Consider the following 24,366-nt stretch of genomic DNA (forward strand, 5'->3'; position numbering starts at 1 on the left):
AATTTTGCTAGAATCGCTGCTTTTTTAGCCGCAGAGGCCGGGCATTGCTATCACATTTTAAAGTGGTTTTAGTGGAGACTTCCCATCCCGGCAACATCGGCGCGGTGGCTAGAGCCATGAAAAATATGCAGATGGATCAACTGCGCTTGGTATCTCCAAAATGCTTTCCGCATGCCGATGCCACGGCCAGAGCATCTGGGGCTGACGATGTACTTAGATCGGCAACTGTCTTCGATTCTTTGCAAGATGCTATTGCCGATTGCCAGGTGGTATTGGGCTCCAGCGCACGCGATAGAACCATCAGCTGGCCAAGTTTGACTGCCAGGCAAACTGCCGAAAAATGGGTGGGTGCATTGCCGGAGCAAAATATAGCCTTGGTGTTCGGCCGTGAGAACTCTGGATTAAAAAACCATGAATTGGACTTATGTCATTATTTGTTGCGGATTCCGTGCAATACAGAATATAGCTCGCTGAACTTGGCGGCGGCAGTGCAAGTTGTGTGCTACGAGCTATTCGTCGCATCCGGCCAGGAAATGGTCAGCACGGTAGGCGATATTGGCGAAGAACCTCTGGCGACGGCCGAACAAATGGAAGCGTTTTATGTGCATCTCCAGCAGACCATGGCGGATATAGGTTTTCTGCACCCGGAGCGCTCTAAATCAATCATGCGTCGCTTGCGGCGCATCTTTAATCGGACCCAGCTCGATACCAAGGAGCTGGATATCCTGAGAGGCATACTGCGCTTCTCCCAAAATCACAACGCCAAATAACCCCATGCTGGTCAGACTCAAAGAAGATATTAACTGCGTATTTGCCCGAGACCCGGCCGCGCAGTCGGCTTTTGAAGTGATAACAACCTACCCTGGCTTTCACGCCGTACTGATTCACCATTGCAGCCATTGGTTGTGGTTGCGTGGTTTTAAATGGGCCGGCCGTTATGTATCGTTCTTGGGCCGATGGCTGACCGGTATCGAAATTCATCCCGGCGCGCAAATCGGCCGGCGGTTCTTTATCGACCACGGCATGGGTGTAGTGATCGGTGAAACCGCCGTGATCGGCGACGATTGCACGCTATATCATGGCGTGACCTTGGGCGGCACCAGTTGGAACAAGGGTAAGCGCCACCCGACCCTGGGCAATGGCGTGGTGATAGGTGCCGGCGCCAAGGTGCTGGGACCGATCGAGATCGGCGATGGCGCGAGAGTCGGTTCGAATTCGGTAGTAGTGAAATCGGTGCCCATGGGGGTGACGGTAGTCGGGATTCCCGCACATATCGTCGACCCCAAAGCCAAACAAGAAAAAGCCCGGCGCGATGCGATGGCGCAGAAAATGGGTTTCGATGCATACGGCGCCACGGGTGACATGCCGGACCCCATCGCCAATGCCATCAATCTGATGCTTGACCATATCCATCAGCTCGACAAGCAAATAGCCGATATGCAACAGGTGTTAAATGATGCCGGTATCAATTGCCATCGTCAGGCCATGTCGGCATTGGATGACTGTGAAATTAAGGATAAGCAATAACGCTGGCAGGTATTTTCTAATACCGAATGCTCCAGCGCTGGTCATCTGCTCGACTCAAACTGAGTAGTGTTTGCTTTGAGCTTTTTGCAGATTCGCGGTATTTCAACCCCGCAAACTCCCAACGAATTCAAGCTGTAAAACGCTTGATCTGTCCTCAGAATTCAAAAATATGCGCTACAGATTGCACGTGTTTAATGCCTCAAAAACCAGTTACGATTGAATACTTGACCAAATTACTGGGTTTATTTATAGTCAGCATTATTTTCATTAGTTTGTAAGGGGTTTGAAATGCGGCTTACCACAAAAGGGCGTTACGCGGTCACCGCGATGCTGGATTTGGCTTTTCACAGTCAATCCAACCCGGTTACTTTGACTGACATTGCGACTCGGCAAACCATTTCCTTGTCTTATCTTGAACAATTGTTTGCTCGTTTACGCAAAGCTGGCATGGTGAAAGGCGTAAGAGGACCGGGTGGCGGTTATACGCTCAGCCGTAGCGCCCGGGATATTAATATTGCCGACATTATCGAAGCAGTCGACGAACCTGTCGATTCAACAAAATGCGGTGGTAAAGCCAATTGCCACAACGATGAACCTTGCCTGACCCACGATTTGTGGATGGGTTTGAGTGAGCAAATTCGCGCTTACTTAAAAGAAATCAGTCTCGGACAATTGCTGGAGCGCGATTTTGTCAGTGATGTGGCGAAAAGGCAGAGCAAACAAATCGAGCATGTCATCGAAATGCAACCCCGCCAGGAAAAACGCATCGCGTAATGATCTATCTGGATCATAACGCCACCACCCGTTGTGACGAGCGCGTGGTGGAAGCGATGCTGCCCTATTTGCATGGCATGTACGGCAATCCATCCAGTTTGTATAAGCTTGGCCGCATAGCCCGTAGCGCCATCGACACCGCCAGGGAGCAAATCTTGGGGCTGATTGATGCGCCAGGAGCACAGATTGTATTTACCAGCGGCGGGACTGAAGCAAATGCGTTGGCACTAGCCAGCGCCCTTGACCGCGGACTAGCAATTTCTGCAATCGAACATCCCTCCATTTTCGAAAACGCCGTGTACTACCGACAGTGTTTTCGCGACTTGCAAACGCTTGAGGTGGATGGCGCTGGAACAATGCCCTTACTCGCGCTGGACAAAGCAAATTGGCAAGCCGGCGACATGGCGTCGGTGATGTTGGCGAATAATGAAACCGGCGTTGTTCAAGACCTTGCGGTTATCGCCGAACGTTTGGCTGAACGCGGAGTCAACCTGCATACCGATGCCGTCCAGGCTTTGGGTAAAATCTCATTTTCGTTCAAAAAGCTGGGCGTTAAATTGATGAGTTTATCCAGCCACAAAATATACGGACCAAAAGGCTGCGGGGCATTAGCCGTCGCAGAAGATTTTGTGCTAAAGCCCTGGCTGCGCGGCGGCGATCAACAGTATGGCTGGCGGGCCGGCACGGAAAATGTGGCGGCAATAGTGGGTTTTGGCAAGGCAGCCGAGTTGGCTAAGACGGAAATAGACACAAGGGAAACCCGCATGCTGGCGCTGAGAATGCGTTTGGAACAAGCCCTGCGCACCATTCCGGGCTTGGTGATATTTGCCGAACAAGCCAAACGATTGCCGAATACCGTGCAGTTTGGTATTCCCGGCATTAACGGCGAAATGTTATTAATGCAGTTGGATCAGCGCAATATCGCAGTTTCCAGCGGCTCCGCCTGTTCAGCGTCGTCCGGCGAGATCAGCCCGGTGTTGACGGCTATGGGAGTGGAAGCCTCTTTGGCTAAATCGGCTATCCGCGTCAGTTTGGGTAAAGACAACCAAGAAACCGAGATCGATCAATTCGTCGATGTGTTAAAAACATTGATAGCAAATTAATTAGGAGAATTAGCAATGGCTATTACCGTGACCGAAAGTGCCGCCCGGCAAATCCAAAAACAGTTACAAAAGCGCGGCACAGGCTTAGGCTTGAGATTGGGGGTGAAAACCTCCGGATGCTCCGGGTATGCCTATGTGTTGGATTATGCCGATCAGGCTGAGGCCGATGAGGTAGTATTCGATCAATACGATGTAAAAGTACTGGTGAAACAGGCTGATCTGGATAAATTGAGCGGTATTGAGCTGGATTATGCCAAAGAAGGTTTTAACGAGGCCTTTAAGTTCAACAACCCGAATGTAAAAGGTACCTGCGGTTGCGGGGAGAGTTTTTCAGTTTAGTGTAAGAAACGCCGGCTTTCCTATTTAGATAAAGCCGGCGTCATCGGCGCTTACTTCATATTAGCGCCGCAGTTTCCTTCCATTTTTTTGCCTTCAGCAGCTTTGTCGCCGGCTGGAGCAGCCGCTTTGTTACCAGCACACTTGCCTTCGGTAGCGGCTTTGCTATCAGTGCTTTTTTTCATCATAGACGCGCCGCATTTCCCTTCTCCGCAAGAACCGTCTTTCATTTTATCGGCACCGGCTTCAGGTTTCGCTTCGGCAGTCAGCATATAGCCCGAGCTCAACTCAGACAACGCAAACGGATTGGTGTCAGCTTGAGCAAAATTGCCCGCCAGCGTTGGCAGCAGAGATGCGCCGATTGCAATGGCGAACGGGGTTTTGTTGATTTTCTTCATACTATCTCCTGTGGAAAAAACTAATTGTTCTAATAAGCGGTTTGCAACCGGAACCCTGCATTTCCGGCAACTGGCCTGCTGCTAATATCACAAAAAAGCCTTGCAAAGTAAAGGCAGGAAGATTCCGCCAATCGGCAGTATACTTTCGCCCGAAACGACTTATTTCCGCAACCTGCCTATACGCTATCCGGCACAACCATGACTTCGAAAACACCAATTGCCCAACTGGGAGCCGAGGTATTGCGGCAGCAGGCGCAGCCTGTTGACGACTTTGCCTGCCCGGAGTTCCATAAACTGATTAAAACCATGCAAGAGACTATGCTGGAGGCCAGTGGTGTCGGCATAGCCGCGCCGCAATTGGGCGCTTCCTGGCAAGTTTTGATCATCGCTTCCCGGCCGACAGCCCGTTATCCGCAAGCCCCGGAAATGCCGCCGATCCTGATGGTCAATCCAAGTTTTAAGATTGTCGATAACTCATTGCATAAAGATTGGGAAGGCTGTTTAAGCGTGCCGGGTATCCGGGCGCTAGTGCCGCGTTACCGGGCTATCGAAGTGCAATATCAAGATCGGCAAGGCGAACCTCACCGCTTGGCCCTGCAGGATTTTCCGGCCAGAGTCTTCCAACACGAGTTCGATCATCTTTTGGGATTGGTCTATCTGGATAGGGTGGAAAATAACCAAGATATTATTGCCGAGACCGAATTTTTCAAACGCATCGCCGCATAGGAGCCAGCTGAATGAAGTTTGTATTGTTGATAATGGGCCTATTGACCAGTTACAGCAGTATGGCTGCGCCGCCGCTGTCTTTCAGCCAAGTGGCGCCAGGTATCTATCTGCATACCTCAGCGCATCATTGGCCGGATCGGGACAATCACGGCGAGATTGCCAATATCGGCTTTATTGTTGGTGAGCGCTGCGTAGCGGTGATCGATAGCGGTGGCAGTCCACAGCAGGGCGCCGCGTTGCGAAATACCATCAGGCAAGTTACCGCCAAACCGGTTTGTTATGTGATCAACACCCATGTGCATCCTGACCATATCTACGGCAATATCGCTTTCAAGGAACCGGGCGTGCAGTTTGTCGGCCATCATAAGCTGGCGCGAGCCATGGCCACGCGTGGCGACCATTATCTCGGTCGCGCAGCGGAATTGCTGGATATTCAAGTCAATCACGACAACATCATTCCGCCCGATATAGAAGTGAATGACAGCATGACCCTAAACATCGGTAATCGCGAACTGGTGCTGACCGCCCATCCCAGTGCGCATACCGATAACGATTTGAGCGTTTACGACAAAACGACCGAGACTATCTGGCTAGCCGATCTGTTGTTTTTGGAGCATATTCCGGTGATAGACGGCAGCATCAAAGGCTGGTTGTCTGAGATCGAGCGCTTGGAGAAAAATCACTACAAATTAGTTGTACCCGGCCACGGTCATTTGGTGAAAGATTGGCCGGCAAGTCTGCAACCGCAAAAAGCCTATTTGAACAGTCTGGCTACCGAAGTACGGGCTATGATCAAACAAGGCAAAACCTTGGAACAAGCTGTGAATACCGTCGGCTTGCCTGCTAAAAAAAATTGGCAATTATTTGAACAATTCCACCGCAAAAACGTGACCATCGCGTTTGCTGAGCTGGAATGGGAAGATTAAACAGAGGAGATTAAAAGCATGCACAAACCTTACAACGCTATTTTTCTGCTGGCTTTAATGATTTTGCCGGCCATCGCGGTTGCCGAAGGCGACGACATTACCTGGAACACCGTTTTGAAAAGCCAGTTTTTCGCCGGTAAAAATATCGAAGAATCCAATGCGGTTATCGACTTGGATGCTCCTTATCGGGCGGAAGATCCGGCGATTGTACCGGTTAAAGTCAGCAGCAAATTTGCGCAAAGCAAAGATAAATACATCAAAAAAATCTGGCTGTTTGTCGATAAAAACCCGTTTCCATTTGTTGGTGAGTTCGAGTTCTTTCCGGAGAGTGGCAAAGCCGATTTAGCTTTGCGGGTGCGCGTCAATACCTATAGCGACATTCGCGCCGTTGCCGAAACCAATGACGGCAAGTTCAGCATGACCAAAAAATTCGTCAAAGCCAGCGGCGGCTGCTCGGCGCCGATTGGCGCCGACCTGGATGAAGCCATGAAGCGGCTGGGCAAGGTTAAATTTCGACTCGACGACGGCATTCAAAGCGGCCAACCGGCCTTGACGCAATTGATGATCAGCCATCCCAACCTTACGGGCATGCAGATGGATCAAATGACCCGATTCATCCGAAAATCGCACTTTATCGATCAACTGAAAGTGACTTTTAACGACAAGCCCGTGCTTAACGCCAAAATCGATATTGCGATCAGCGCCGACCCAAATTTCCGCTTCTATTTTGTACCGGATAAGGCCGGCGAGTTAAAAGCCGAATTTACCGATGTATCGTGTGAATCCCCCACCAGCCGAAACGTCTGCAATAAAGGCGGCAGCTACTCGCAAAGTTACACGGTAAGCCCCTAATGGCCAGTTCGCCAATCAGAGGCATTGTATTGGCATTGGGCTTACTGGCGTTTACTGGCGATGCGCTTGCGCTACGCTGCGGACATAAACTGGTCCAGGTGGGTGATTATAAATCCGAAGTCTTGGACAAATGCGGGGAGCCCGATTCGGTCGAACAGCGCCGAGCAATCCGCGGCAGCCGCTTGCGGCATCCCTACGGCGCATTGGAAATCGATCAATTTGAAGAGGTACTGATCGAAGAATGGATTTACAACTTCGGGCCGCGCAAATTTCAACAGCTGTTGGAGTTTGAAGACGGCGAATTGAAAAAAATCCGCAATTTGAGTTACGGATACTAAAGCGCAAGGTTTTCAGCCCTGACCCACCCCCCAAAAAAGCCCCCGCCGAGAAGGCGGGGTTAGCAGGATTGCCACAGGAGAGCACATTTCACCAGTTTTCGGTCAATCATCAAACTATCTTGCGATGGTCGCACACTACATACCGTGCTGGGCCGGCACACTGAAACTACCAAAATGCTGCGGTGCGCCAGGCATTAACGGATTCTCTTGCACCGCCAGCCTGGGTTTTTGCCAATGCCCTGCCGCCGCCGGCCGGCCCAGGAAATAACCTTGCAGCAATTTGCCGCCGGCATCCAAGGCAACATCCAGTTGCACTTCGTTTTCAATGCCTTCGATAATCGCTTGCGCGCCCAGGGCCTGGATGATTTCGATTAACTTCGGCAGCACCCGGCGAATCTTGGTATCGGTTTGCGCCTGATGGATGATGCTTAAATCCAGTTTCACAAAGCTGGGCGATAAGCGCCACAAACGGTCCAGATTAGAATGCCGGCTGCCGAAGTTATCGACAGCCACCTGGAAGCCGCGGTCGCGGTAATTGTCCACCGCTTCGAGCAACTGTTGGTCGGCTTCCACCGCGTTTTCCATGATCTCCAGCACTACCTTGGTGGTCGGCACCGAGTGCAGATGCAGAATGTGTTCGAACACCTTGCCGTGCGTATTCACGCTAACTAGCAATTTGGGATGTACGTTTAAAAACAGCAAGCCCTTGTCCGCCGGCAGATTCAGATAATTCAGCATGTGCAGCGTTCTAGCCACCCTATCCAGCTTCACCAATTTGCCTTGGTTATCCGCCCAACTGAACGCAAAATTCGGACCCACGGCTTCCAAGCCGGTGGACGTGCGCAGCAAGGCTTCGTAGCCCAACAGTCCTTGGGACTTGCCGGCATCGAATATCGGTTGAAACTCGCTGCGCAATTTCAGGCCAATGAACCGGCTCAGCACTTCCTGTTGCTCGATTTCCAGTTTGAACTCGTCCAAGTCCAGATACAACGCCCGTTCCAGATCGTCACGAAGCAATTCGATGGTATTTTCCACCATGGCTACACCCTCCTCTGCCTAAGCGTTCTTAGCGGCCATAAATCTTGTCAAACACCCCGTTATCATCGAAGTGTTGTTTTTGTATCGCACTCCAACCGCCCAACTGGGCGACGCTGACCAATTCCAGCGAGGGGAACTGTTTGGCATATTTAGCCGCGATGTCTTTGTCGGTTGGCCGGTAGAAGTTTTTGGCGATGATCTCTTGGGCTTCCTTGGTGTAAAGATATTTAAGGTATTCGGTTGCCAGGTCCTGGGTGCCGTTCTTTTTCGCCACCGCTTCGATCACCGCGACCGGCGGTTCGGCCAGGATGCTGAACGGCGGGGTGACGACTTCGAATTTATCGGCACCGAATTCTTTCAACACCAAATACGCTTCGTTTTCCCAGGTGATTAACACATCGCCGATTTCGCGTTCGGCAAAAGTAGTGGTAGAGCCGCGTGCGCCGGAGTCGAGAACCGGCACGTTTTTAAACAGCTTCTCCACGAAAGCCTTGGCGGCGTCCTTGCTGCCGTTTTTCTTTTCTGCGAACGCCCAGGCTGCCAGGTAGTTATAGCGAGCGCCGCCAGAGGTTTTTGGGTTGGGAGTGACGACTGAGACGCCGTCCTTGATCAGATCATCCCAGTTTTTGATGGCTTTGGGGTTGCCCTTGCGCACCAGAAACACGATAGTCGAAGTGTAGGGCAAACTGCTGTTGGGCAGTTTGCTTTGCCAGTCTTTGGGCAAAAGATTAGCTTTATCGTGAATTTGATCAATGTCGCCGGACAGGGCCAAGGTCACCACGTCAGCTTCCAGGCCGTCGATCACGGCTCGGGTCTGTTTGCCGCCGCCGCCATGCGATTGTTGAACCGTGACGTCTTCGCCGGTTTTGGTTTTCCAGTATTGGGTAAACAGTTGGTTATATTCTTTATACAACTCGCGGGTCGGGTCGTATGACACGTTCAGCAGGGTGCGTTCGGCCAGCGCGTTGCCGCTGAGGGCCAGAGCGATGCCGAAGAGTAAGGGTTTGAAGGTATGGGTGAATCTCATGGGTGCTCCTGAAAAAAGGTTATCGATCTGCTTGCGGCAAGCTGAATTTTGTTTGACCACGGGGCTTATGCTACGCAAAGCCAATAACCAACAAAAACGATATATTTAGAATTAAATATCTTATATTAAGATATAAGATTCCGAATACATAGCACACCGACGCATAGCCAGGCTTGCCGGAAACAAAGGTTTTCAGGGAAATTTTGGAAGAGCGGCGTGTAAGGAGTTCGCCGGCTTTGGTGCCATATCAGAACAAAAAACAGCGGGAAGCCGAAGCCTCCCGCTGATAAGCAAGATCAAACCACAGCTATCTTACGCCGCCCTACTGTCGCCAATCCGGCCAGCGCGCTGCCGAATAGCCAAACGGCGCCGGGAACCGGCACTTGCGAGACAGTGATGGTATTACCCGCCAAGGAAAAATTTAGAGTATCGGAACTTAAGGTCAGCCGATAATCGCCATGATCGCGAACGGGAAGCCCGGTCGGTAAGGTCAAGTTATCGTTAGTGTTAATACCGGCAACGGCTTCACTGGTCGATAAGGTGTAATCAGCCACCAGGTATAAATAATTGCCGGCTTGCAAGGTGACGTTAAACGCCGGATCACGTAAGAAAAGCGAACCATCCGCCGAACCGTCGGTATTAGTCAAAATCGGCTGATTGCTGCTATCGGGGCAGTGATTGCCGTCGGAATCGTCGCAACGCGCCAACATGTCGCCGGCATCCAGCAAGCCGTCATCTCGGTAAATATAAGTATCCGGATCCAGAAAAGTAATTTCACCGTCGTTGTTCAGGTCGACTTCCTGATAACCGGCGGTGGATGTTTGCTTTTGCGTGGCCTCATAAGCCAACACATCAACTTTGAACGTACCGCCGCTAAGCATATTGATTTTCCAAGTATCGTAAGTAGTGCCGCCGCTTACTTTATAAATGGTTCCTGACACTTGCAGAGTATTTGCTTGGGCCTCGGCAATGAGCGCACACCCCGCCAATCCGGCGACGCCGATTGATTTTATTAATTTATTCACGATTACAACCTTTATGTTGATTGAAGTTAGAGCGCGTAGGGAATTTGATTGTCGGAGCCTCTCAAAATTCGCCGTTCCCGCGTATTTGGAAGCAGTTAGGCCGCGGCGCGCTTAGTTTGCTAAGTCCGCGATAGAAACGAGTATGAATTATTGGAAGTCCTTAATCGTGTTAGCCGTTTCCACGCCTATGGCTAAGCACGGTGATCCACATACAATATTTAGACCACAACATATTTTTGTTTAAATACAGAAAGATACGTCGATAACAAGTGCTAATGCGCGGTGAATTTTCCGTGAAATAACTTACGCACAACGTGATTTGCCGCAATTTATGCCCTTTGGGTATCTGCATAGGCATTACGGATTTTTTGGTTTAGCTGAAGCCGCTTATTAATCCGACCCTCAAATATCGTCGCTCCAGCCAACGCGGGAATAGCGGAGCCGAGCAATTTAAGGGCCTACTGAATAGACTGAAGAGAGGGAGCGCAACCGCTGATGAAAGCTGCTTGTGCAGAGATTCCTTAAATCAGCAAACTTCAGTGTTACACCTTTTCCCGCGAACCAGCCAGCCAAACCCGCCGAGTACGGAAAGAAACAGGGAAAACGCACCCGGTAACGGCACCGGCGCCGAATGTAGCGGGCTCATATGCCAAGCCAATGCGTAATCCCAACTGAACGGACTGGCTTCACCGGACTTGACCCGCAATTCGTAGTGGTGGCCTGTGACCAAACTAAGCCACAAGTTCTCGCTGTTGTCGGCGCTGCTCGCCGAGAAAGCGGCAATGTTTTGCTCAGTGGCATCGAATAACTCCAGATTCATATCGTGTAAGGTGGTCGTCAGATTCAGGTCGTTCGATACCCCCAGATTCCACACCAAAGACGCCTGCAAATTCAAATCCGTCGCAGCGGCGAACTGATAGGTCGCCAGACTGTTACTGGCCAAGCCGCCGAAAGCGGTATCGACATCGAAGCCGGCCAAGCCGATGCCGTTTGCAGCACCGCCATCCTCCAGACTATCTTGTTCGCCACCGGCGATGATTTGGTAACTATGCAAAATATTCAGCTGGCCGGCGCCAAATCTATCGTCCAGGCCGTTCAGCGTTTGATGCCCGCTGCTGCGATAGTCAGTGATGTTATCCGTGGTTGAAGTATTCTGCGTCGCTCTGTCGGCGCCCGCCAGCAACGCAGCTTTGACGGTTGCGGCGCGTTCGGCGTTGTAAACGGTTCCCACGCCTTCAATATCAATAGATCCCTGCGATAAATTAGCCCCGCCCTTATGGCCGGTCTCAACTAATAGCGCGGCAGCAGCGGCCACTATAGGCGTGGCTCCGCTAGTGGTGGTTTGCGGCGCCACTAAATCGGGGCGCGTCCGCCCCGATATATATAACGAGTCGACCGCATCGGATCCCCTATCCTGCTTACCGTCCGTGCGCCCCACCGCAATCACATTGTAAGCACTGCCCAATAAAGGCGAGTCGCTAAGGCCATTGTGCATACCAACTACCTGGATGAATTCGTTGCGCTGCACCTGTCGATCAACCAGGCGCAGAATCATCGCCGTTTCCGGCACGGTGTCGCCTTTGCCGACCCAGCTATGGTTGGCAATCCGACTGGCGTTGAAGGGAGCCAAGGCCGTTGGACTAATCAGACTATCGATCCAGGCGTTGGCATCATAACTGGCGATGTTGCCGATGCCGTTGGCAATGGAATCCTTACCGTAAAATCTGGCACCGACGCTGTCAGCATGTCCCGATGGTGAGGTACTGGCTTTTTTTCCCGGAAAGCTGAACGTCTTACCGGCAAATTGGGTGTTACGAATATTCGGCGCATAGATGGGGTAATCCGAGTGGTCCCGCGATTCGACTAATGAGGCTTCGGCGTGAACCACATTGACACCAGCGCCGGTCGGCGTGTTTGCACCTAATTGATTCAGCAAGGCTTGATAGCCAATGTCGGCTTTGTAATCAGCGGCGGCGGCGGATGCGAAAAACAACATAGCAAACAGATAAAACCCAGGCTTTTTAATCATTGTTATCACCCTTTTACTCACTTGAACTGCGGTCAACGCTATCCGATCTTTGCGAAAGTTAGCGCGCGGCAAGCGGGATAAAACCAGTTGTCCGGCTCGTGGCCATGCCGGAATGAAGCGCTACTCTGAGCGCATCTAACGTCCCAGCACTGGATATGCCAGTCAATCGCAACTATAGACCAGATACCAAGTCTTGCCGGATGCGCTTTATTCGTTGAGTTTGGTGATTACAGCGTTCTGGAAGGGAAGACTTTGAATGCCCTGTAGAGGCCATGCCCGCCAAAGGACGGTGCAGCGGCCCCACTGAAGAATGGCACTCCCGCCTGCGCGGGAGCGACGATGTTTGAGGGACGGATTAATTAGCGATTAATGAATGCGAATCAGATAGCCGTCGGTTTTTTCACAACCGGGTTTGCTATGCGCGGTAATACTCAAGCGCGCAAATCCACCTTCTATAGGTCTATCCACTTTGCCTTTTATCTCCAAGCGACCGCTAGGTTGTTGGGTAATTTGCAGTTGCTTTGAGGTGAAATGGTATTTGGTTTCGCCGGCACTGACATTAACCACCACCGAAGTCAGTGTGGTGTTGGCGGAAGCCATCAACGAAAACTCGCTGAACGATTGCAAATATTTATTGGTTGCCGGCTGAAACTCCGTAAACACCGGTTTATCGCAGTGCTGCGAACTCTGGCTGCTGCCGTAGGCATGTGCCGCAGTGCCGCTCAAACTCAACAAAGTGGCGGCGGCAATTTTTAATAGCGTGATCATTATTTTCTCCGAGGCGTGGTTATAAGAATAGTTATGCCTTTAGCTTACCAATAAAACCGCAAATTGCTGGCGTTCAATTCAATCAAGCAAGCGCCAGCGCACCCACTATAGCTGGCACGCTATGCATACTCAATTATAAACCCGGCCCTATTTAACACGGGTACACCGTTCGGGCTGAGCGCGTCGAAGCCTTATGCCGCGCGTCCTTCGACACACTCAGCCCGAACGATATTTAAGGTCCGGGTCAATAAAAAGTGTGACGAAAAGCACATATATAGTTCTTATGAAAACAAATTAAGTTCTAATAAGAACCATAATCTGATAGACTTTACTCACACTATCAATTGAAACGAAGCTCTCGAAACATAAGTTCGTTTCGATCCTGAAGTGCCGAGGCGCAATCCGCTATCGATTTATTTTTTTCTTGTTTACCGAGGCTAACATCATGATGTCATGCAAAAAATTCATAACTTTCTCTATAGCAATCTCCCTTATCAGTGTGCTGAGTTTTCCTGTCTCCGCGGCGACTTTTAGCCACGAAGAAGTAAGAGCCGCTCTGGAAAGCACTATTTCCAAAGTCAAAGCGTCCATCTCCGCAGTGGAAAACGGCGCAGACAAAGAAACGGTAGCCGAGTTGGTCAGCAATGCCAAACAACAGCAAAAAGACATCGAGAACAACGATCTCGAAGTCAAACGCCAGCATGCCGGCAAACGCCTGAATACCGCATGGAAAGCAGCCCGCGGCGGCGATTTGCAGTTGGCCGGCGAATCGTTAAAAGAAGCTTTGAGCCGCTACGAGGAAATGCACAATCTTTATATTTCCAGCCATTAAGCCGCGTAAAGCCGCCGTTTGAGGCACGCATCAAAGGGCCGAGCGGCGCACAAAATCGGGGCGTTTTAGTTACAAATTGGACACAGGCTTGGGCATTGTAGGGCTCAAGCCGTATGTAAAGGCTGCCATTTACGACCCGCATTGCGGATTCCGCCGGCGCATTTGATGCGCGTGCGTCGGCCTTGGACCTATGGACCAAGCGTTTTCTTACCTCCGAAAAGAAAATCGTGACAGTTAACTCCTTCGCCAGCTGGCGAAGCGGTGATGCGGGTCTTTTTTATTCTCGAACTAATGGCGCAAAAATTGCTGATTTTTTATGTCGAACCAGGGTTCTCTGTTCTCGCCTAGTTCGATGCGGCAAACGTCCGTGCACCAACCCAAGTCTTGCCGAAGCGTATCACTTGAACCTTGCATCCTAAACAGGAGATCGCAATCATGAAAAAGCTCTTAATCGCCCTGTCCATAACCGTTGGCATTGCTATCGCGCTATTCGCGGCATTCAACCCCAGGCTGTCTGCATACAATTCGCAAAACGACATTTCCTATTCCGATTTCATCAAGGATGTGCGCAGCAAGTCTGTGGCCGAAGTGGTAATAGATGGCAAATCTATCGATGGCCGCCGCCAAAACGGTACGCGGTTTGCGACATACAATCCTGGCGATGCGCGGATAATTGATGATCTATTGGAGTATGACGTCAAGATCAAAGTCGAGCGGCCTGAGACCCAATCCACCCTGACACAACTATTATTCTCATGGGCTCCCACTTTGCTGCTGATTGGGGTATTAATCTATTTCATGCGTAAGCAGCAATTGGGTGCCGGTGCGCAAAATGGCTTCGGTAAAAGCCGGGCTAAATTGATGACCGAAGATCAGGTCAAAGTGCGTTTCGATGACGTGGCCGGCGCCGAGGAAGCCAAACAGGACGTGGCCGAAATGGTCGATTTCCTGAAAGATCCGGGCAAATACGAAGCTTTGGGCGGTAAAATTCCGCGCGGCGTGTTGATGGTGGGCCCTCCTGGCACCGGTAAAACCCTACTGGCTCGAGCGATTGCCGGCGAGGCTGGCGTACCATTCTTCTCGATTTCCGGTTCCGACTTCGTGGAAATGTTTGTCGGCGTTGGCGCCTCTAGGGTGCGCGACATGTTTGAGCAAGCTAAAAAGCGCGCGCCCTGCATTATTTTTATTGATGAAATCGATGCCGTCGGCCGCCAGCGCAGCAGCGGCGGTAACATCGGCGGCGGCGAAGAACGCGAACAAACCCTTAACCAGTTATTAGTGGAAATGGACGGTTTTAGTGGCAACGAAGGCATCATCGTCATTGCTGCGACCAACCGCGTCGATGTGCTGGACAAGGCTTTGCTCAGACCGGGCCGTTTTGATCGCCAAGTGCAAATCGGCTTGCCGGACATCAAGGGCCGCGAACAAATTCTCAAAGTCCACGCCACCCGAGTGCCCTTGGCCGACGATGTCAACATCAACGATCTAGCGCGCGGCACACCAGGTTTTTCGGGCGCCGAACTGGCCAATCTGATTAACGAAGGCGCCCTATTCGCAGCCCGGAACAACCAGCGGGAAGTGACAATGCACGACCTGGACAGCGCCCGCGACAAAGCTATCATGGGCGCGGAGAAACGCACGATGATCATGAGTCGCGAAGATTTGCTGATGACGGCTTACCATGAAGCCGGCCACGCCATCGTCGGCCGTTTGGTGCCTGAGCACGACCCGGTTTATAAAGTCAGTATCATGCCGCGCGGCGGCGCGCTGGGTATTACCATGTTTCTGCCGGAACACGACCAATACAGTGCCTGCAAAGATAAACTGGAGGGCCAAATTTCCAGCCTGTTCGGCGGCCGAATTGCCGAGGCCTTGATTTACGGCAAAAATAAAGTCACCACCGGCGCTTCCAACGACATTCAGCGCGCAACGCAGTTGGCGCGCAATATGGTCACCAAATGGGGCTTATCCGATCGTCTGGGCCCCATGGATTGCGGCGACAACGACAGCGGATTTATGGGCTCGACCAAACCGATGTCGGAGCAAATGGCGCGCCTGATCGATCATGAAATCAGACAAACCCTGGCGAATAACTACCGACGCGCCGAAGCCCTCCTGAAAGCGCATATGGATATTCTGCACAATATGGCGCAAGCTTTGTTGGATTGGGAGACGTTGGATAAATATCAGATCGACGAGTTGATGCAGGGCCGCAAGATCGCACCGCCCAAGGCAGCCCAGCCGGCAAAACGGAGGGACAACGGCAAATTGTCCAGACCAACGACTGAAACCGCAGCTCCTATCGGCAAAATACCGGCTTTGTCGTGATCTCAAGACCTGATAGACCATTCGCACAGCAAATTTCGGCAGATCCACTCTCTCCCCGCCGGGAGGGAGTGGGGAGTGGGAATCAAAAAAACTGCAATTTGACGTGCAACGACTTTATAAAACAGTCACTGCATCAATGAACTGTTTCTCGCCGGCCCCAAATAAATGATAGAGTCGGGTTTAAACAATACAGCAATGACCAGGGGATTTTTTCCAAATTAGAGTGATTCGACAACCCAATAAACGCTTGAAAAAATTCGTTTCCAGTTCGGCACTATTGGCCTATTTAGCGCCAACCTATCGCAACGCGGCGATTGCGGCATTGACATTGTCGACAGCCTGCAACGTACCGACGCCGCTACCGCTTGCAGAAAACATTCCGCCAGTCCCTGCCCAGTCGGCTGTGTCTTGGCGCGTTTATCAAGCCCAAAACCGCCCGCCAGCACCTGATACATCCAGTTCTAGCGCTGCAGACGCCGGAATCGATACCCAGCAAACCTACGATTTGCCGGCCTTGGTGGACTTGGCCTTGCGCACACATCCGGAAACCCGGATTAGCTGGGAGGAAGCAAAAGCCGCCGCCGCGCGCCTGGAAAGAAATCGCAGCACGTGGTATCCAACGCTAACGGCAATGGCTTTCGGCCAGCATTTCACCAGCAGCTTTCCCATCCCCGGCAGCGCGCTGGTCAGCAACGGTTACGCGGCGTTCGCCAGTCTGGATTTGGCATGGACCTTATTCGATTTTGGGCGACGGGAGGCGTTGGTGGATGCCGGTGCGGAGCGTTTGAGTGCGGCTAATTTTGCCTTCAACCGCAAACACCAAGAAATTGCCTATCGGGTGGCCAGCAGTTTTTTTGTTTATCAGGCCGCCTTGGCCAAGGTGACGGCGGCGCAGCAAACTTTCGAGTCGGCCAAGACCAACGCCGACTCGGTGCAAGCCAAACTCAAACAAGGCCTGGCCACCAAACCCGACCTGTTGCTGGCTTTGCAAGAGCAGGCAAAATCCAGTTATGACCTGCAAGATGCACGCGGCTCGGTGACTCAGGCACGGGCCGATTTGACCACGAATTTGGGTATTTCGCCGGCTTACAGCCTGCATTTGGTCGACCTGAGCCAGCTGCCCTTACCCGCCGAACTGGCGCAATCGGTGGAAAAAATCGTCGACCAGGCCTTGGAACAACGTCCCGATTTGCTGGCGCGCCTCGCCGAATTGCGCGCCCGCGAAGCGGAAGTTAAAAAGGCCAGAGCGGAATTCTGGCCTAAGATTTCGCTACGCGGCATGGTCGGAAATCAATATTGGGGCGACGTGCATACCAAGCCGAGCGGCGGAGAGAATTATTCCGCCAACGCCATGGTCGATACGGCCATGTTGAATGTGGAATGGACCTTGTTCGACGGTTTTGAACGCAGCAATGCGGTGCGGGAAGCCGAGGCCAAAAGGTCGGCATCCCAAGCTCAGTTGGAAGCCTTACGTCTGGAAATCATGCGCGACATCTGGAAAGCCTACGCCGATACCAAAACCGCGCTGGAAAAGCGCGAGTTTGCCTTGGCGCTGTTGAAAGCCGCCGAAGAGTCCTATGCCGCCACCCAGGAGTCTTACACCCACGGCTTTTCGACGGTAATCGAGCTGTTGTCGGCACAAAAAGATCTGGCGCGCGCCCGCTTTACCGAAATCGACAGTCGGGCGAGCTTATTGCGTGCCGCCGCGACACTGGTTTATGTGTCAGGCAAGCAAAACCAAGACGTGCCTGACGAGCGTTAAATGGCCGTTTTTTAGACAACATAGCCGATAACGGCAACCCCATTCACCGGGATGGTCTTGAGCATGAATGCGCTTACAGCTATTATCGAATCCTAATTAGAACAATTATTTTCACATTATGTCCTCAGACTCTACATTTCCAAGCGTTTTGCGCCAGTTACTCCGCACCCACCAAGCCTTTTTGTCTTATGCCGCAAGGCACGTTCACCGGCTTGAATTAACCTTGCCGCAATACGATGTCATCATCACGCTGGGCAAAACCGTCGGCATGCAGCCCAAAAAACTTGGCGAAGAAACCTTGATTACCAAAGGCACGCTCACCGGCGTGGTCAGCCGCTTGGAGGATAAGGGCCTAGTGGAAAGGTCGGCCTCGAAAAAAGACGGCCGCAGCCAGATAATCCGCCTGACCGATGCGGGCCGCGCCATATACGAACAGACTTTCCCCGAACATTTGGCCCATATCGGTCGCCTATTCGACGATTATGTGCCCGAGGACATCGCAAAGCTGGAGGCGGATTTACAGCGGCTGCATGAAGCGGTCATCGCCGCTCGCGGCAATCATATCGAACCACTCGATGATGAATTTTAACGCTCGAACTCTAAGCTTAAGGTCGTGCGAATGATGGCTATGGCACAAATTCGCTACCGATTTTTATTGGCGAGTCTCTCGATTTTCCTGACCGGGTGCGATCCGCTGCTCAGCCTGCAAGGTTCGTTCTGGCCGGCTTGGATTATTTGCATTCTCAGCGGACTGGCCGCCAGTATGCTGCTGATGTGGCAACTGGTGCGCTACCGGCTGGCGCCCCATTTGGGATCGCCGCTGCTGATTGCGCCCAGCCTGTGGGCCTTATGCACCTTTGTCATCTGGTTGGTGTTTTATGCAGCATGAAAACGGCGGTGCCTGATGGAAAACACTCAAAACGATAGCCCAGGGTTAAGCCTGAAAAACCGGATATTGCTCGGCCGTATCATTGGCATAGCCATCGTGCTGGGCGCGGTGGCGACCGGTTCGCTGGTTTGGCATATCAATTATCAATATCCGCGCACCAACGATGCGATGGTGCGCGCCAACATCGTCGGCATCGCCCCGGAAGTCAGCGGCCGCATCGTAGAACTGCATGTACAAGACAATCAGTACGTCAAACAAGGCGACTTGCTGTATGTGATTAACCCGCAACCGTATCAAGCCAGACTGGACAAGGCCAAGGCCGAATTACTGCTGGCGGAAAAAGAGGTGGATTCCCGGCGTGCCTCCAGCGGTTCCGCCGAAATGGCCATCGAACGCCTGGAGCATCAGCGCGCTGCCGCCAATGCCGAAGTGAAAAAAATCGAGGCGGAAGACGAATATCTGCATAACTATCTGGAACGCCTGGAACCTTTGGCCGACAAGCAATATGTCACCACCGACCAGCTCAAACAGGCGCGCTCCCGCTATGCCGCCTCGCGCGCCGAATTGGCGGATGCGAAAGCCAAAGAACTGTCGGCTCGCAGTGCCATCGAGGAAGCCAAAAGCGATAGCCGGCGGGCGGTATCGTTAATCGCCCAAGTCGGCGACGTCAATGCCCGCATCGAAGCGGCTAGAGCCATGGTCACCGCCGCCGAACTCGATCTGGAATACTGTTATGTGCGCGCGCCGTTTAATGCCTACGTCACCAATTTGAATACCCGCGAAGGCGAATACGCCAAGGCCGGCGCGCAAATGTTCGCTTTGGTCGATGACCGCCAGTGGTATGTGATCGCCGACTTCAAGGAAACTTATTTACAGTCGATCAAACCCGGCCAGGAAGCCGAGGTGTTTCTGGTTGCTTATCCGAGCAAGCGCTTTCGCGGCGTGGTGACCGGGATCGGCTGGGCCAACTCACCCGACAATATCAAACAGCATGGCGTGTTGCCGGAAGTGGATCGCACGCTGAACTGGGTCATTCTGGCTTCGCGTTTTCCGGTAAGAATCGAGGTTAAAGAGCACGACCCCGAGCATCCGTTGCGCATGGGTATGACCGCGTTTGTCACGGTACTGAAAGCCACTGCCGACGCAGCCGGTGCAGCTCTGCCGCCGTCATGACCCGTGGCGACAGCCAGCCAGTTTCAAGCGCGCAGCCAAAATCCAGCCGGCTTTGGTTTGGCACCAGCCTGGGGCAATTCCTCACTGCCGAACTCAAAGATACACCGGCGCGTCGCGTCGCCGCTCTGCGCTTATTCGTCGTCACACTGACGATCGCACTTGTTAGCCAAACCTTGCACATCCCGCCGCTGGGGGCGATTTCCATCCTGATTTGCCTAAGCTACGACGCTTACGCCAACGCCGGCCAATCCCTGGCATTTGGAATACGCCAGCTCGGCTACCTGATGGTTACGACCTTGGCATCGGTATTGACGCTGATGCTAGCCGGCAACGACCCTTGGTTATTGTTGCCGCTGTCGTTCGTTATCTTGGCTTTATCGCTGTTTCACGCCCGGCTGATCGCCTGGCCCACCGGCATTGCGTTATGGTTTTCGGTGGCGGTGCTGTACAGCCCCAGCACGCCGGATGAAAACATTTACCATGCCTTATGGAACATCCCGATCATTGGCGTATTGGCGCTGGGAACCTGGACGGTCGTGCATCTGACTATCAAACCGCAAGATCCTCTTAAGTTGTTAAAAGCCGAGATTGCCACGCAGCTGGCGGCGGTGGAATACATCTTCAGCGCCCGCCTGGCCGATGCCGGCGCCTATAGCCCCAGACCTGACACCGCCATGCATGCCGCTGCCGGCAACCTCGGCAAGCTTTTGGGTTTGCTGGCGAATGCCGAATTGATCCACCCCGGATTGCACCAACGCCATCAAACTTACCGGGCACTTCTGCTGGAAATCGACGGTCTGCGGCAGTTGGCGGATTGGCTGAATCAGGTATTGGCCGCGGAATATCGAGCCCAGCCACTGACGCCGGAAAAACTAAATGTTTATCAGGCCTTGCAAAGCGCCTGCGATAACTTGCGGCAAGGTCTGGCGGAATCACGTGATGTGTCCGCAGACGTCACGGGCTTGTTAAGCGAGGAGGTATTGCAAGGTTATGCCCGGGAGTCGAATCCGTCGCTGTTAACCGCCTTGTGGCGGGCCTTGCAACGCATTGCCGGTTTGACGCAGGCTTTATATCAACCTGTAGATGCTGCGGGCACTAGCGACATCGACCAGCAATCCGACGATAAGCCTGAACATGGCTGGCTGCCGGCCTGGTTGGGTTACGCGTTTTGGGCAAGCCATGCCGACAGCGTGCAATTTGGCATTAAATTCTCGTTGGGCGCGATCCTGTGCATGCTGATCGTGGAAAGCCTGGGCTGGCCGGACATCAACACCGCCATTCCCACCTGTCTGGTCGCGGCGCAAACCAGTCTCGGCGCCGACTATCGGCTCTCGCTGTTGCGGGTGACGGGTGCCGCCGTCGGCGGCATCTGCGCTTATTTTTATGTATTGATCTTCCAATCTCAGCTCGATACCGTGGTCGGCTTTGCCTTCGCCACAGCGCCTTTCTGGGCATTGGCGGCCTGGATCACCGCCGGCAGCGAACGCATCGCCTACCTGGGCCGGCAACTGGGGTTTTCGTTTGCGTTGTTTGTGCTGCACGATTTCGGTCAAGTCACCGATCTGTATCTGCCGCGCGACCGGGTCATCGGCATTTTGCTGGGACTGATCGTAATGGGTGTTATCGATTATGCGCTGTGGCCGCGGCGCTCGACAGTGCTGGCCCGCCATCACAGCATTGCGGCGTTGCGCACCCTTGCCAATTTCACCAGCCGCTTACCCGATGTCAGTCAGCTATTTACTTACACCTTACCCTTACGGCTATCGGCGGAAAAACAGCTGGCCGCCGCGCAAGACTTATTGGCGCATGCAGTATTGGAACCGGATGCGCGCCTGGCCGAAAAAGTGCATGAACGGGCAGCATTACGGGCTATTGTCAGAGACGCCGGCCATTTATCCGGCTTGTTGCAGGTCCGCAAACGCTATCGCTTACTCAGCGGCCAGCGCTTCAGCCATTTTCCCGACGAATTACAACAGCTCAGCCGGGCATTCGATACCGCGCTGGCTGATGCCATCGAGCATGCCGCCGAGCTTTTGCAGAGCAAGCAACCGGGCAAGCGGGTTGAGCTTGCCAAACATCAAACACGTCTGCATCAAAGCTATATCGATCATCATGGGATAGACAGCTTGGCCGACGATTTGGCGATGGAATGGGAGCTGCGCTTTATGTTGGACCAGCAAATCGTCGAGCTGATGGCGCACATCGAAACAACCGCGCTGGCTGCCATATCAACTCCACAAAAATCCGCTCGAGATATTGATTTGCACTAAGACCAGGCAACTACAGCTGTATCCACATGCAATAAGCAGCACCGACATACGCCAAGTAGCTAAAAAATATTCATCTGAAAATCCAGAGTTCGTTCCGCTAACCAGACCAAAGCCACGGAGACGATGGATGCCGAACCGGTTTTCATCACCAGTACCTTAGGTTGGGTTAGCTCAATAGAGCGTAACCCAACAATCGGAGGCCAACGTGTTGGGTTACGGCTAGCGCCTAACCCAACCTACCGGGCTGCGAAACATAACGACCAAAGTAAGCCGACCAGCGCGTGGCACGACGCTTGAGACAACCCACGACGCCGGCCGCGCTGGGTCGGCTTGAGCTCCTCGCTAGGTGTTCTGCTCCTTGATGTTGATATTACTTATGGCAACCGTCCATCCCGTGATGGCGTCGTAGTGGCCGCCAAGCGTCTGACTATAGAGCGTTTGCGTTCCGATTACCGGAATGTCTACCGTAATCGCAATGTGCATCGATATGTAATTTGGACTCTTGTTGAACTGGCTAACAATGACTGCCACTCGGGGTGAATCATTGACGACCTTTGTTATGTCGCCATTGATTTCTATAGGCCCTCCTTGAACATGGCCGCTTTTCACGCCACTAAAGACTGAGTCGTAACTTACCCCTATCTTGCCATTACCCATGTTCAGCAGTGTTAACGTTGTAGTAACACTCTCTGTTAGGCGCCATTTACCGTAATTAGTCGCCCCTGAAAAGCCACAAATTCACGGCTAAAGCATTGAAACACAATAAATAATTGAAGAAAAAGACGGGCAATAATTGCAAGAAATTAGTAAAATAGATATTAATTTCTTGCAAATTTTTATCGAAAATGAAGCCAAAATCCCAAGAAAGTAGCGGCCAAATCGATCTATTCAACACACCACTGGCCGACCTGTTGAATCCGAAGCATGAGCTTTACCAACTGGCAAATTTGATCGATTGGAAAGTACTGGATGATGCGTTCGGTGAATTTTTTACCGAGAACCAAGGCGCTCCGGCGTTGCCAACGCGTCTTATTGCCGGGCTTCATTACCTCAAACATGCGTTTGCACGCTCGGACGAAGCGGTCGTGGCACAGTGGCTTGAAAATCCCTATTGGCAATATTTTTGTGGCGAAGAGTATTTCCAACACCAGATACCTTGCCACCCCACGTCACTGACCTATTGGCGAAAACGGATCGGAGAAGAAGGTTGCGAGTGGATGTTATCGGTGACGATCCAGGCTGGCGTAGCCAGCAAGACCGTGAAGAAACAGGATTTTGAATCGGTGACGGTTGATAGCACGGTGCAAGAGAAAGCCATCACGTATCCGACCGATGGAAAATTGTATGAACGCTGTCGCCAGCACATGGTACGTCTGGCTGAGCAGCATGAGATTACACTACGGCAGAACTACAACCGCAAAGCCCCCTATTTGCTGATGATGGCGAACCGGTACAGTCATGCCAAGCAAATGAAGCGCAAACGCAAAATGCTCAAACAGCTCAAAACTTTGGTGGGTCGGGTTTACCGAGATATCGAGCGCCAATTGACGGATCAATCCGATGCAGTCAAATTGGCTTTTAAAGAGACGCTAGAGAAAACCCAACGGATTTTGAACCAACAACCCCAGGATAAAAACAAGCTGTACAGTTTCCACGCCACGGAAGTCGAATGCATTTCCAAAGGCAAAGTCCACAAGAAGTATGAATTCGGCGTCAAAGTGGGCATCACCGTCACCAACAAAAGTAATTTTGTGCTCGGCGCCCGCAGCTTTTCCGGTAATCCCTACGATGGACACACCCTGGAATCGTGTCTGGAACAGGCGGAGATTCTAAGCGGTACACGCGCAAAAGAAGCTTTTGTGGATTTAGGATACCGTGGTGTCGAGGTCCCGAACGTGACCATTTACAAAGCCCGGCAAAAGAGAGGAATAAACACCCGGCGACTCAAACGCGCCCTCAAACGCCGCAATGCCATCGAACCCGTCATCGGGCACCTCAAAAACGACGGATTGCTGGGCCGCAATTACCTGAAAGGCGAACTGGGCGATGCCATGCATGCCATCTTATGCGGTGCTGGCCACAATATCCGTATGATCCTCAGGCAGTTGAGGATTTTTTTGCCTCATTTTTGGAGACCGCCATGTCGGATTTTGGCGCGGCCATTGAGCGCGCCGTTTTTATTGTCGGCCTGAATGCTGGTGTTCGGAAAATATCGGCTTTTTCAGGGACGACTAATTATGCGACT

General features: G+C 52.3%; 24 protein-coding genes. 17 read left to right on the forward strand and 7 right to left on the reverse strand.

The features are described from left to right. Nucleotides 1-44 precede the first annotated feature (44 nt). From EBB_RS24405 to EBB_RS24425, 5 genes are all read left to right on the forward strand, one after another. Nucleotides 45-770, forward strand: coding sequence for an RNA methyltransferase (locus EBB_RS24405; RefSeq protein WP_192396231.1), 726 nt, complete (start codon nucleotides 45-47; stop codon nucleotides 768-770). Between the two features lie 4 nt (nucleotides 771-774). After that, nucleotides 775-1,527, forward strand: coding sequence for a serine O-acetyltransferase (gene cysE / locus EBB_RS24410; protein WP_192396232.1), 753 nt, complete (start codon nucleotides 775-777; stop codon nucleotides 1,525-1,527). A gap of 288 nt (nucleotides 1,528-1,815) precedes the next feature. Beyond that, nucleotides 1,816-2,301, forward strand: a complete 486-nt coding sequence (gene iscR / locus EBB_RS24415; RefSeq protein WP_192396233.1) for a Fe-S cluster assembly transcriptional regulator IscR — start codon at nucleotides 1,816-1,818, stop codon at nucleotides 2,299-2,301. Next, a complete protein-coding gene (locus tag EBB_RS24420; RefSeq protein ID WP_192396234.1) occupies nucleotides 2,301-3,404 on the forward strand; it encodes a cysteine desulfurase family protein in 1,104 nt (367 codons plus the stop codon). Before iscR ends, EBB_RS24420 begins: the two co-directional genes overlap by 1 nt. Before the next feature lie 15 nt (nucleotides 3,405-3,419). Continuing rightward, nucleotides 3,420-3,743, forward strand: coding sequence for a HesB/IscA family protein (locus tag EBB_RS24425; protein ID WP_064007417.1), 324 nt, complete (start codon nucleotides 3,420-3,422; stop codon nucleotides 3,741-3,743). Between the two features lie 50 nt (nucleotides 3,744-3,793). On the opposite strand, the gene EBB_RS24430 is transcribed toward EBB_RS24425, so the two are convergent. Next, nucleotides 3,794-4,138: an HvfA family oxazolone/thioamide-modified RiPP metallophore gene (locus EBB_RS24430; protein WP_192396235.1), complete on the reverse strand. Its 345-nt coding sequence runs from the start codon at nucleotides 4,136-4,138 to the stop codon at nucleotides 3,794-3,796. A 198-nt stretch (nucleotides 4,139-4,336) separates the two neighbouring features. Here EBB_RS24430 and def point away from each other — a divergent pair, with 198 nt between their 5' ends. From def to EBB_RS24450, 4 genes are read left to right on the forward strand one after another with little or no spacing between them, the layout of a single operon-like run. Further along, the gene (gene def, locus EBB_RS24435) at nucleotides 4,337-4,864 is read left to right on the forward strand and encodes a peptide deformylase (protein ID WP_192396236.1); all 528 of its coding nucleotides are present in this window, start codon (nucleotides 4,337-4,339) and stop codon (nucleotides 4,862-4,864) included. A gap of 11 nt (nucleotides 4,865-4,875) precedes the next feature. Next, the gene (locus EBB_RS24440; RefSeq protein ID WP_192396237.1) at nucleotides 4,876-5,790 is read left to right on the forward strand and encodes a quinoprotein relay system zinc metallohydrolase 2; all 915 of its coding nucleotides are present in this window, start codon (nucleotides 4,876-4,878) and stop codon (nucleotides 5,788-5,790) included. Nucleotides 5,791-5,808: 18 nt separating this feature from the next. Further along, entirely contained in the window at nucleotides 5,809-6,642 is an 834-nt protein-coding gene (locus EBB_RS24445) for a quinoprotein dehydrogenase-associated SoxYZ-like carrier (RefSeq protein ID WP_192396238.1), read from the forward strand. Further along, the gene (locus EBB_RS24450; protein ID WP_192396239.1) at nucleotides 6,642-6,980 is read left to right on the forward strand and encodes a DUF2845 domain-containing protein; all 339 of its coding nucleotides are present in this window, start codon (nucleotides 6,642-6,644) and stop codon (nucleotides 6,978-6,980) included. Before EBB_RS24445 ends, EBB_RS24450 begins: the two co-directional genes overlap by 1 nt. A gap of 135 nt (nucleotides 6,981-7,115) precedes the next feature. On the opposite strand, the gene EBB_RS24455 is transcribed toward EBB_RS24450, so the two are convergent. The 5 genes from EBB_RS24455 to EBB_RS24475 all read right to left on the reverse strand — a co-directional run bounded on the left by EBB_RS24455 (nucleotide 7,116) and on the right by EBB_RS24475 (nucleotide 12,867). Continuing rightward, nucleotides 7,116-8,018 carry an EAL domain-containing protein gene (locus tag EBB_RS24455; RefSeq protein ID WP_192396240.1) on the reverse strand — a complete coding sequence of 301 codons (903 nt, stop codon included), beginning with the start codon at nucleotides 8,016-8,018 and terminating at the stop codon, nucleotides 7,116-7,118. Nucleotides 8,019-8,046: 28 nt separating this feature from the next. Further along, the gene (locus EBB_RS24460; protein ID WP_192396241.1) at nucleotides 8,047-9,045 is read right to left on the reverse strand and encodes a sulfate ABC transporter substrate-binding protein; all 999 of its coding nucleotides are present in this window, start codon (nucleotides 9,043-9,045) and stop codon (nucleotides 8,047-8,049) included. Nucleotides 9,046-9,341: 296 nt separating this feature from the next. Next, the gene (locus EBB_RS26265; protein ID WP_229427639.1) at nucleotides 9,342-10,070 is read right to left on the reverse strand and encodes a VPLPA-CTERM sorting domain-containing protein; all 729 of its coding nucleotides are present in this window, start codon (nucleotides 10,068-10,070) and stop codon (nucleotides 9,342-9,344) included. Nucleotides 10,071-10,596: 526 nt separating this feature from the next. Then, nucleotides 10,597-12,099, reverse strand: coding sequence for a hypothetical protein (locus EBB_RS24470; RefSeq protein ID WP_192396242.1), 1,503 nt, complete (start codon nucleotides 12,097-12,099; stop codon nucleotides 10,597-10,599). 366 nt (nucleotides 12,100-12,465) lie between these two features. Continuing rightward, entirely contained in the window at nucleotides 12,466-12,867 is a 402-nt protein-coding gene (locus tag EBB_RS24475; protein WP_192396243.1) for a hypothetical protein, read from the reverse strand. A 445-nt stretch (nucleotides 12,868-13,312) separates the two neighbouring features. Here EBB_RS24475 and EBB_RS24480 point away from each other — a divergent pair, with 445 nt between their 5' ends. The 7 genes from EBB_RS24480 to EBB_RS24510 all read left to right on the forward strand — a co-directional run bounded on the left by EBB_RS24480 (nucleotide 13,313) and on the right by EBB_RS24510 (nucleotide 22,121). Then, complete coding sequence (locus tag EBB_RS24480) at nucleotides 13,313-13,699, forward strand: hypothetical protein (protein ID WP_192396244.1); 387 nt, start codon at nucleotides 13,313-13,315, stop codon at nucleotides 13,697-13,699. A gap of 435 nt (nucleotides 13,700-14,134) precedes the next feature. Continuing rightward, the gene (gene ftsH / locus EBB_RS24485; RefSeq protein WP_192396245.1) at nucleotides 14,135-16,027 is read left to right on the forward strand and encodes an ATP-dependent zinc metalloprotease FtsH; all 1,893 of its coding nucleotides are present in this window, start codon (nucleotides 14,135-14,137) and stop codon (nucleotides 16,025-16,027) included. Nucleotides 16,028-16,274: 247 nt separating this feature from the next. Further along, the gene (locus EBB_RS24490) at nucleotides 16,275-17,789 is read left to right on the forward strand and encodes a TolC family protein (protein WP_225587742.1); all 1,515 of its coding nucleotides are present in this window, start codon (nucleotides 16,275-16,277) and stop codon (nucleotides 17,787-17,789) included. 148 nt (nucleotides 17,790-17,937) lie between these two features. Further along, a complete protein-coding gene (locus EBB_RS24495; protein WP_225587743.1) occupies nucleotides 17,938-18,378 on the forward strand; it encodes a MarR family winged helix-turn-helix transcriptional regulator in 441 nt (146 codons plus the stop codon). A gap of 30 nt (nucleotides 18,379-18,408) precedes the next feature. Beyond that, nucleotides 18,409-18,678, forward strand: a complete 270-nt coding sequence (locus EBB_RS24500; RefSeq protein ID WP_192396248.1) for a YtcA family lipoprotein — start codon at nucleotides 18,409-18,411, stop codon at nucleotides 18,676-18,678. 15 nt (nucleotides 18,679-18,693) lie between these two features. After that, nucleotides 18,694-19,851 (forward strand): HlyD family secretion protein, encoded by a 1,158-nt coding sequence (locus EBB_RS24505; protein ID WP_192396249.1) that lies wholly within the window; start codon nucleotides 18,694-18,696, stop codon nucleotides 19,849-19,851. Next, complete coding sequence (locus EBB_RS24510) at nucleotides 19,848-22,121, forward strand: FUSC family protein (RefSeq protein ID WP_192396250.1); 2,274 nt, start codon at nucleotides 19,848-19,850, stop codon at nucleotides 22,119-22,121. The genes EBB_RS24505 and EBB_RS24510 overlap by 4 nt, the downstream gene beginning before the upstream one ends. Nucleotides 22,122-22,463: 342 nt before the next feature. Here the strand turns inward: EBB_RS24510 and EBB_RS24515 are convergent, their stop codons facing one another. Beyond that, the gene (locus EBB_RS24515; protein ID WP_192396251.1) at nucleotides 22,464-22,778 is read right to left on the reverse strand and encodes a hypothetical protein; all 315 of its coding nucleotides are present in this window, start codon (nucleotides 22,776-22,778) and stop codon (nucleotides 22,464-22,466) included. A 188-nt stretch (nucleotides 22,779-22,966) separates the two neighbouring features. Here EBB_RS24515 and EBB_RS24520 point away from each other — a divergent pair, with 188 nt between their 5' ends. After that, nucleotides 22,967-24,313: an IS5 family transposase gene (locus tag EBB_RS24520; RefSeq protein WP_225587194.1), complete on the forward strand. Its 1,347-nt coding sequence runs from the start codon at nucleotides 22,967-22,969 to the stop codon at nucleotides 24,311-24,313. The last annotated feature ends 53 nt before the right edge of the window (nucleotides 24,314-24,366 follow it).

The sequence above is a fragment of the Methylomonas fluvii genome, assembly GCF_014850975.1.
Taxonomy (GTDB): domain Bacteria; phylum Pseudomonadota; class Gammaproteobacteria; order Methylococcales; family Methylomonadaceae; genus Methylomonas; species Methylomonas fluvii.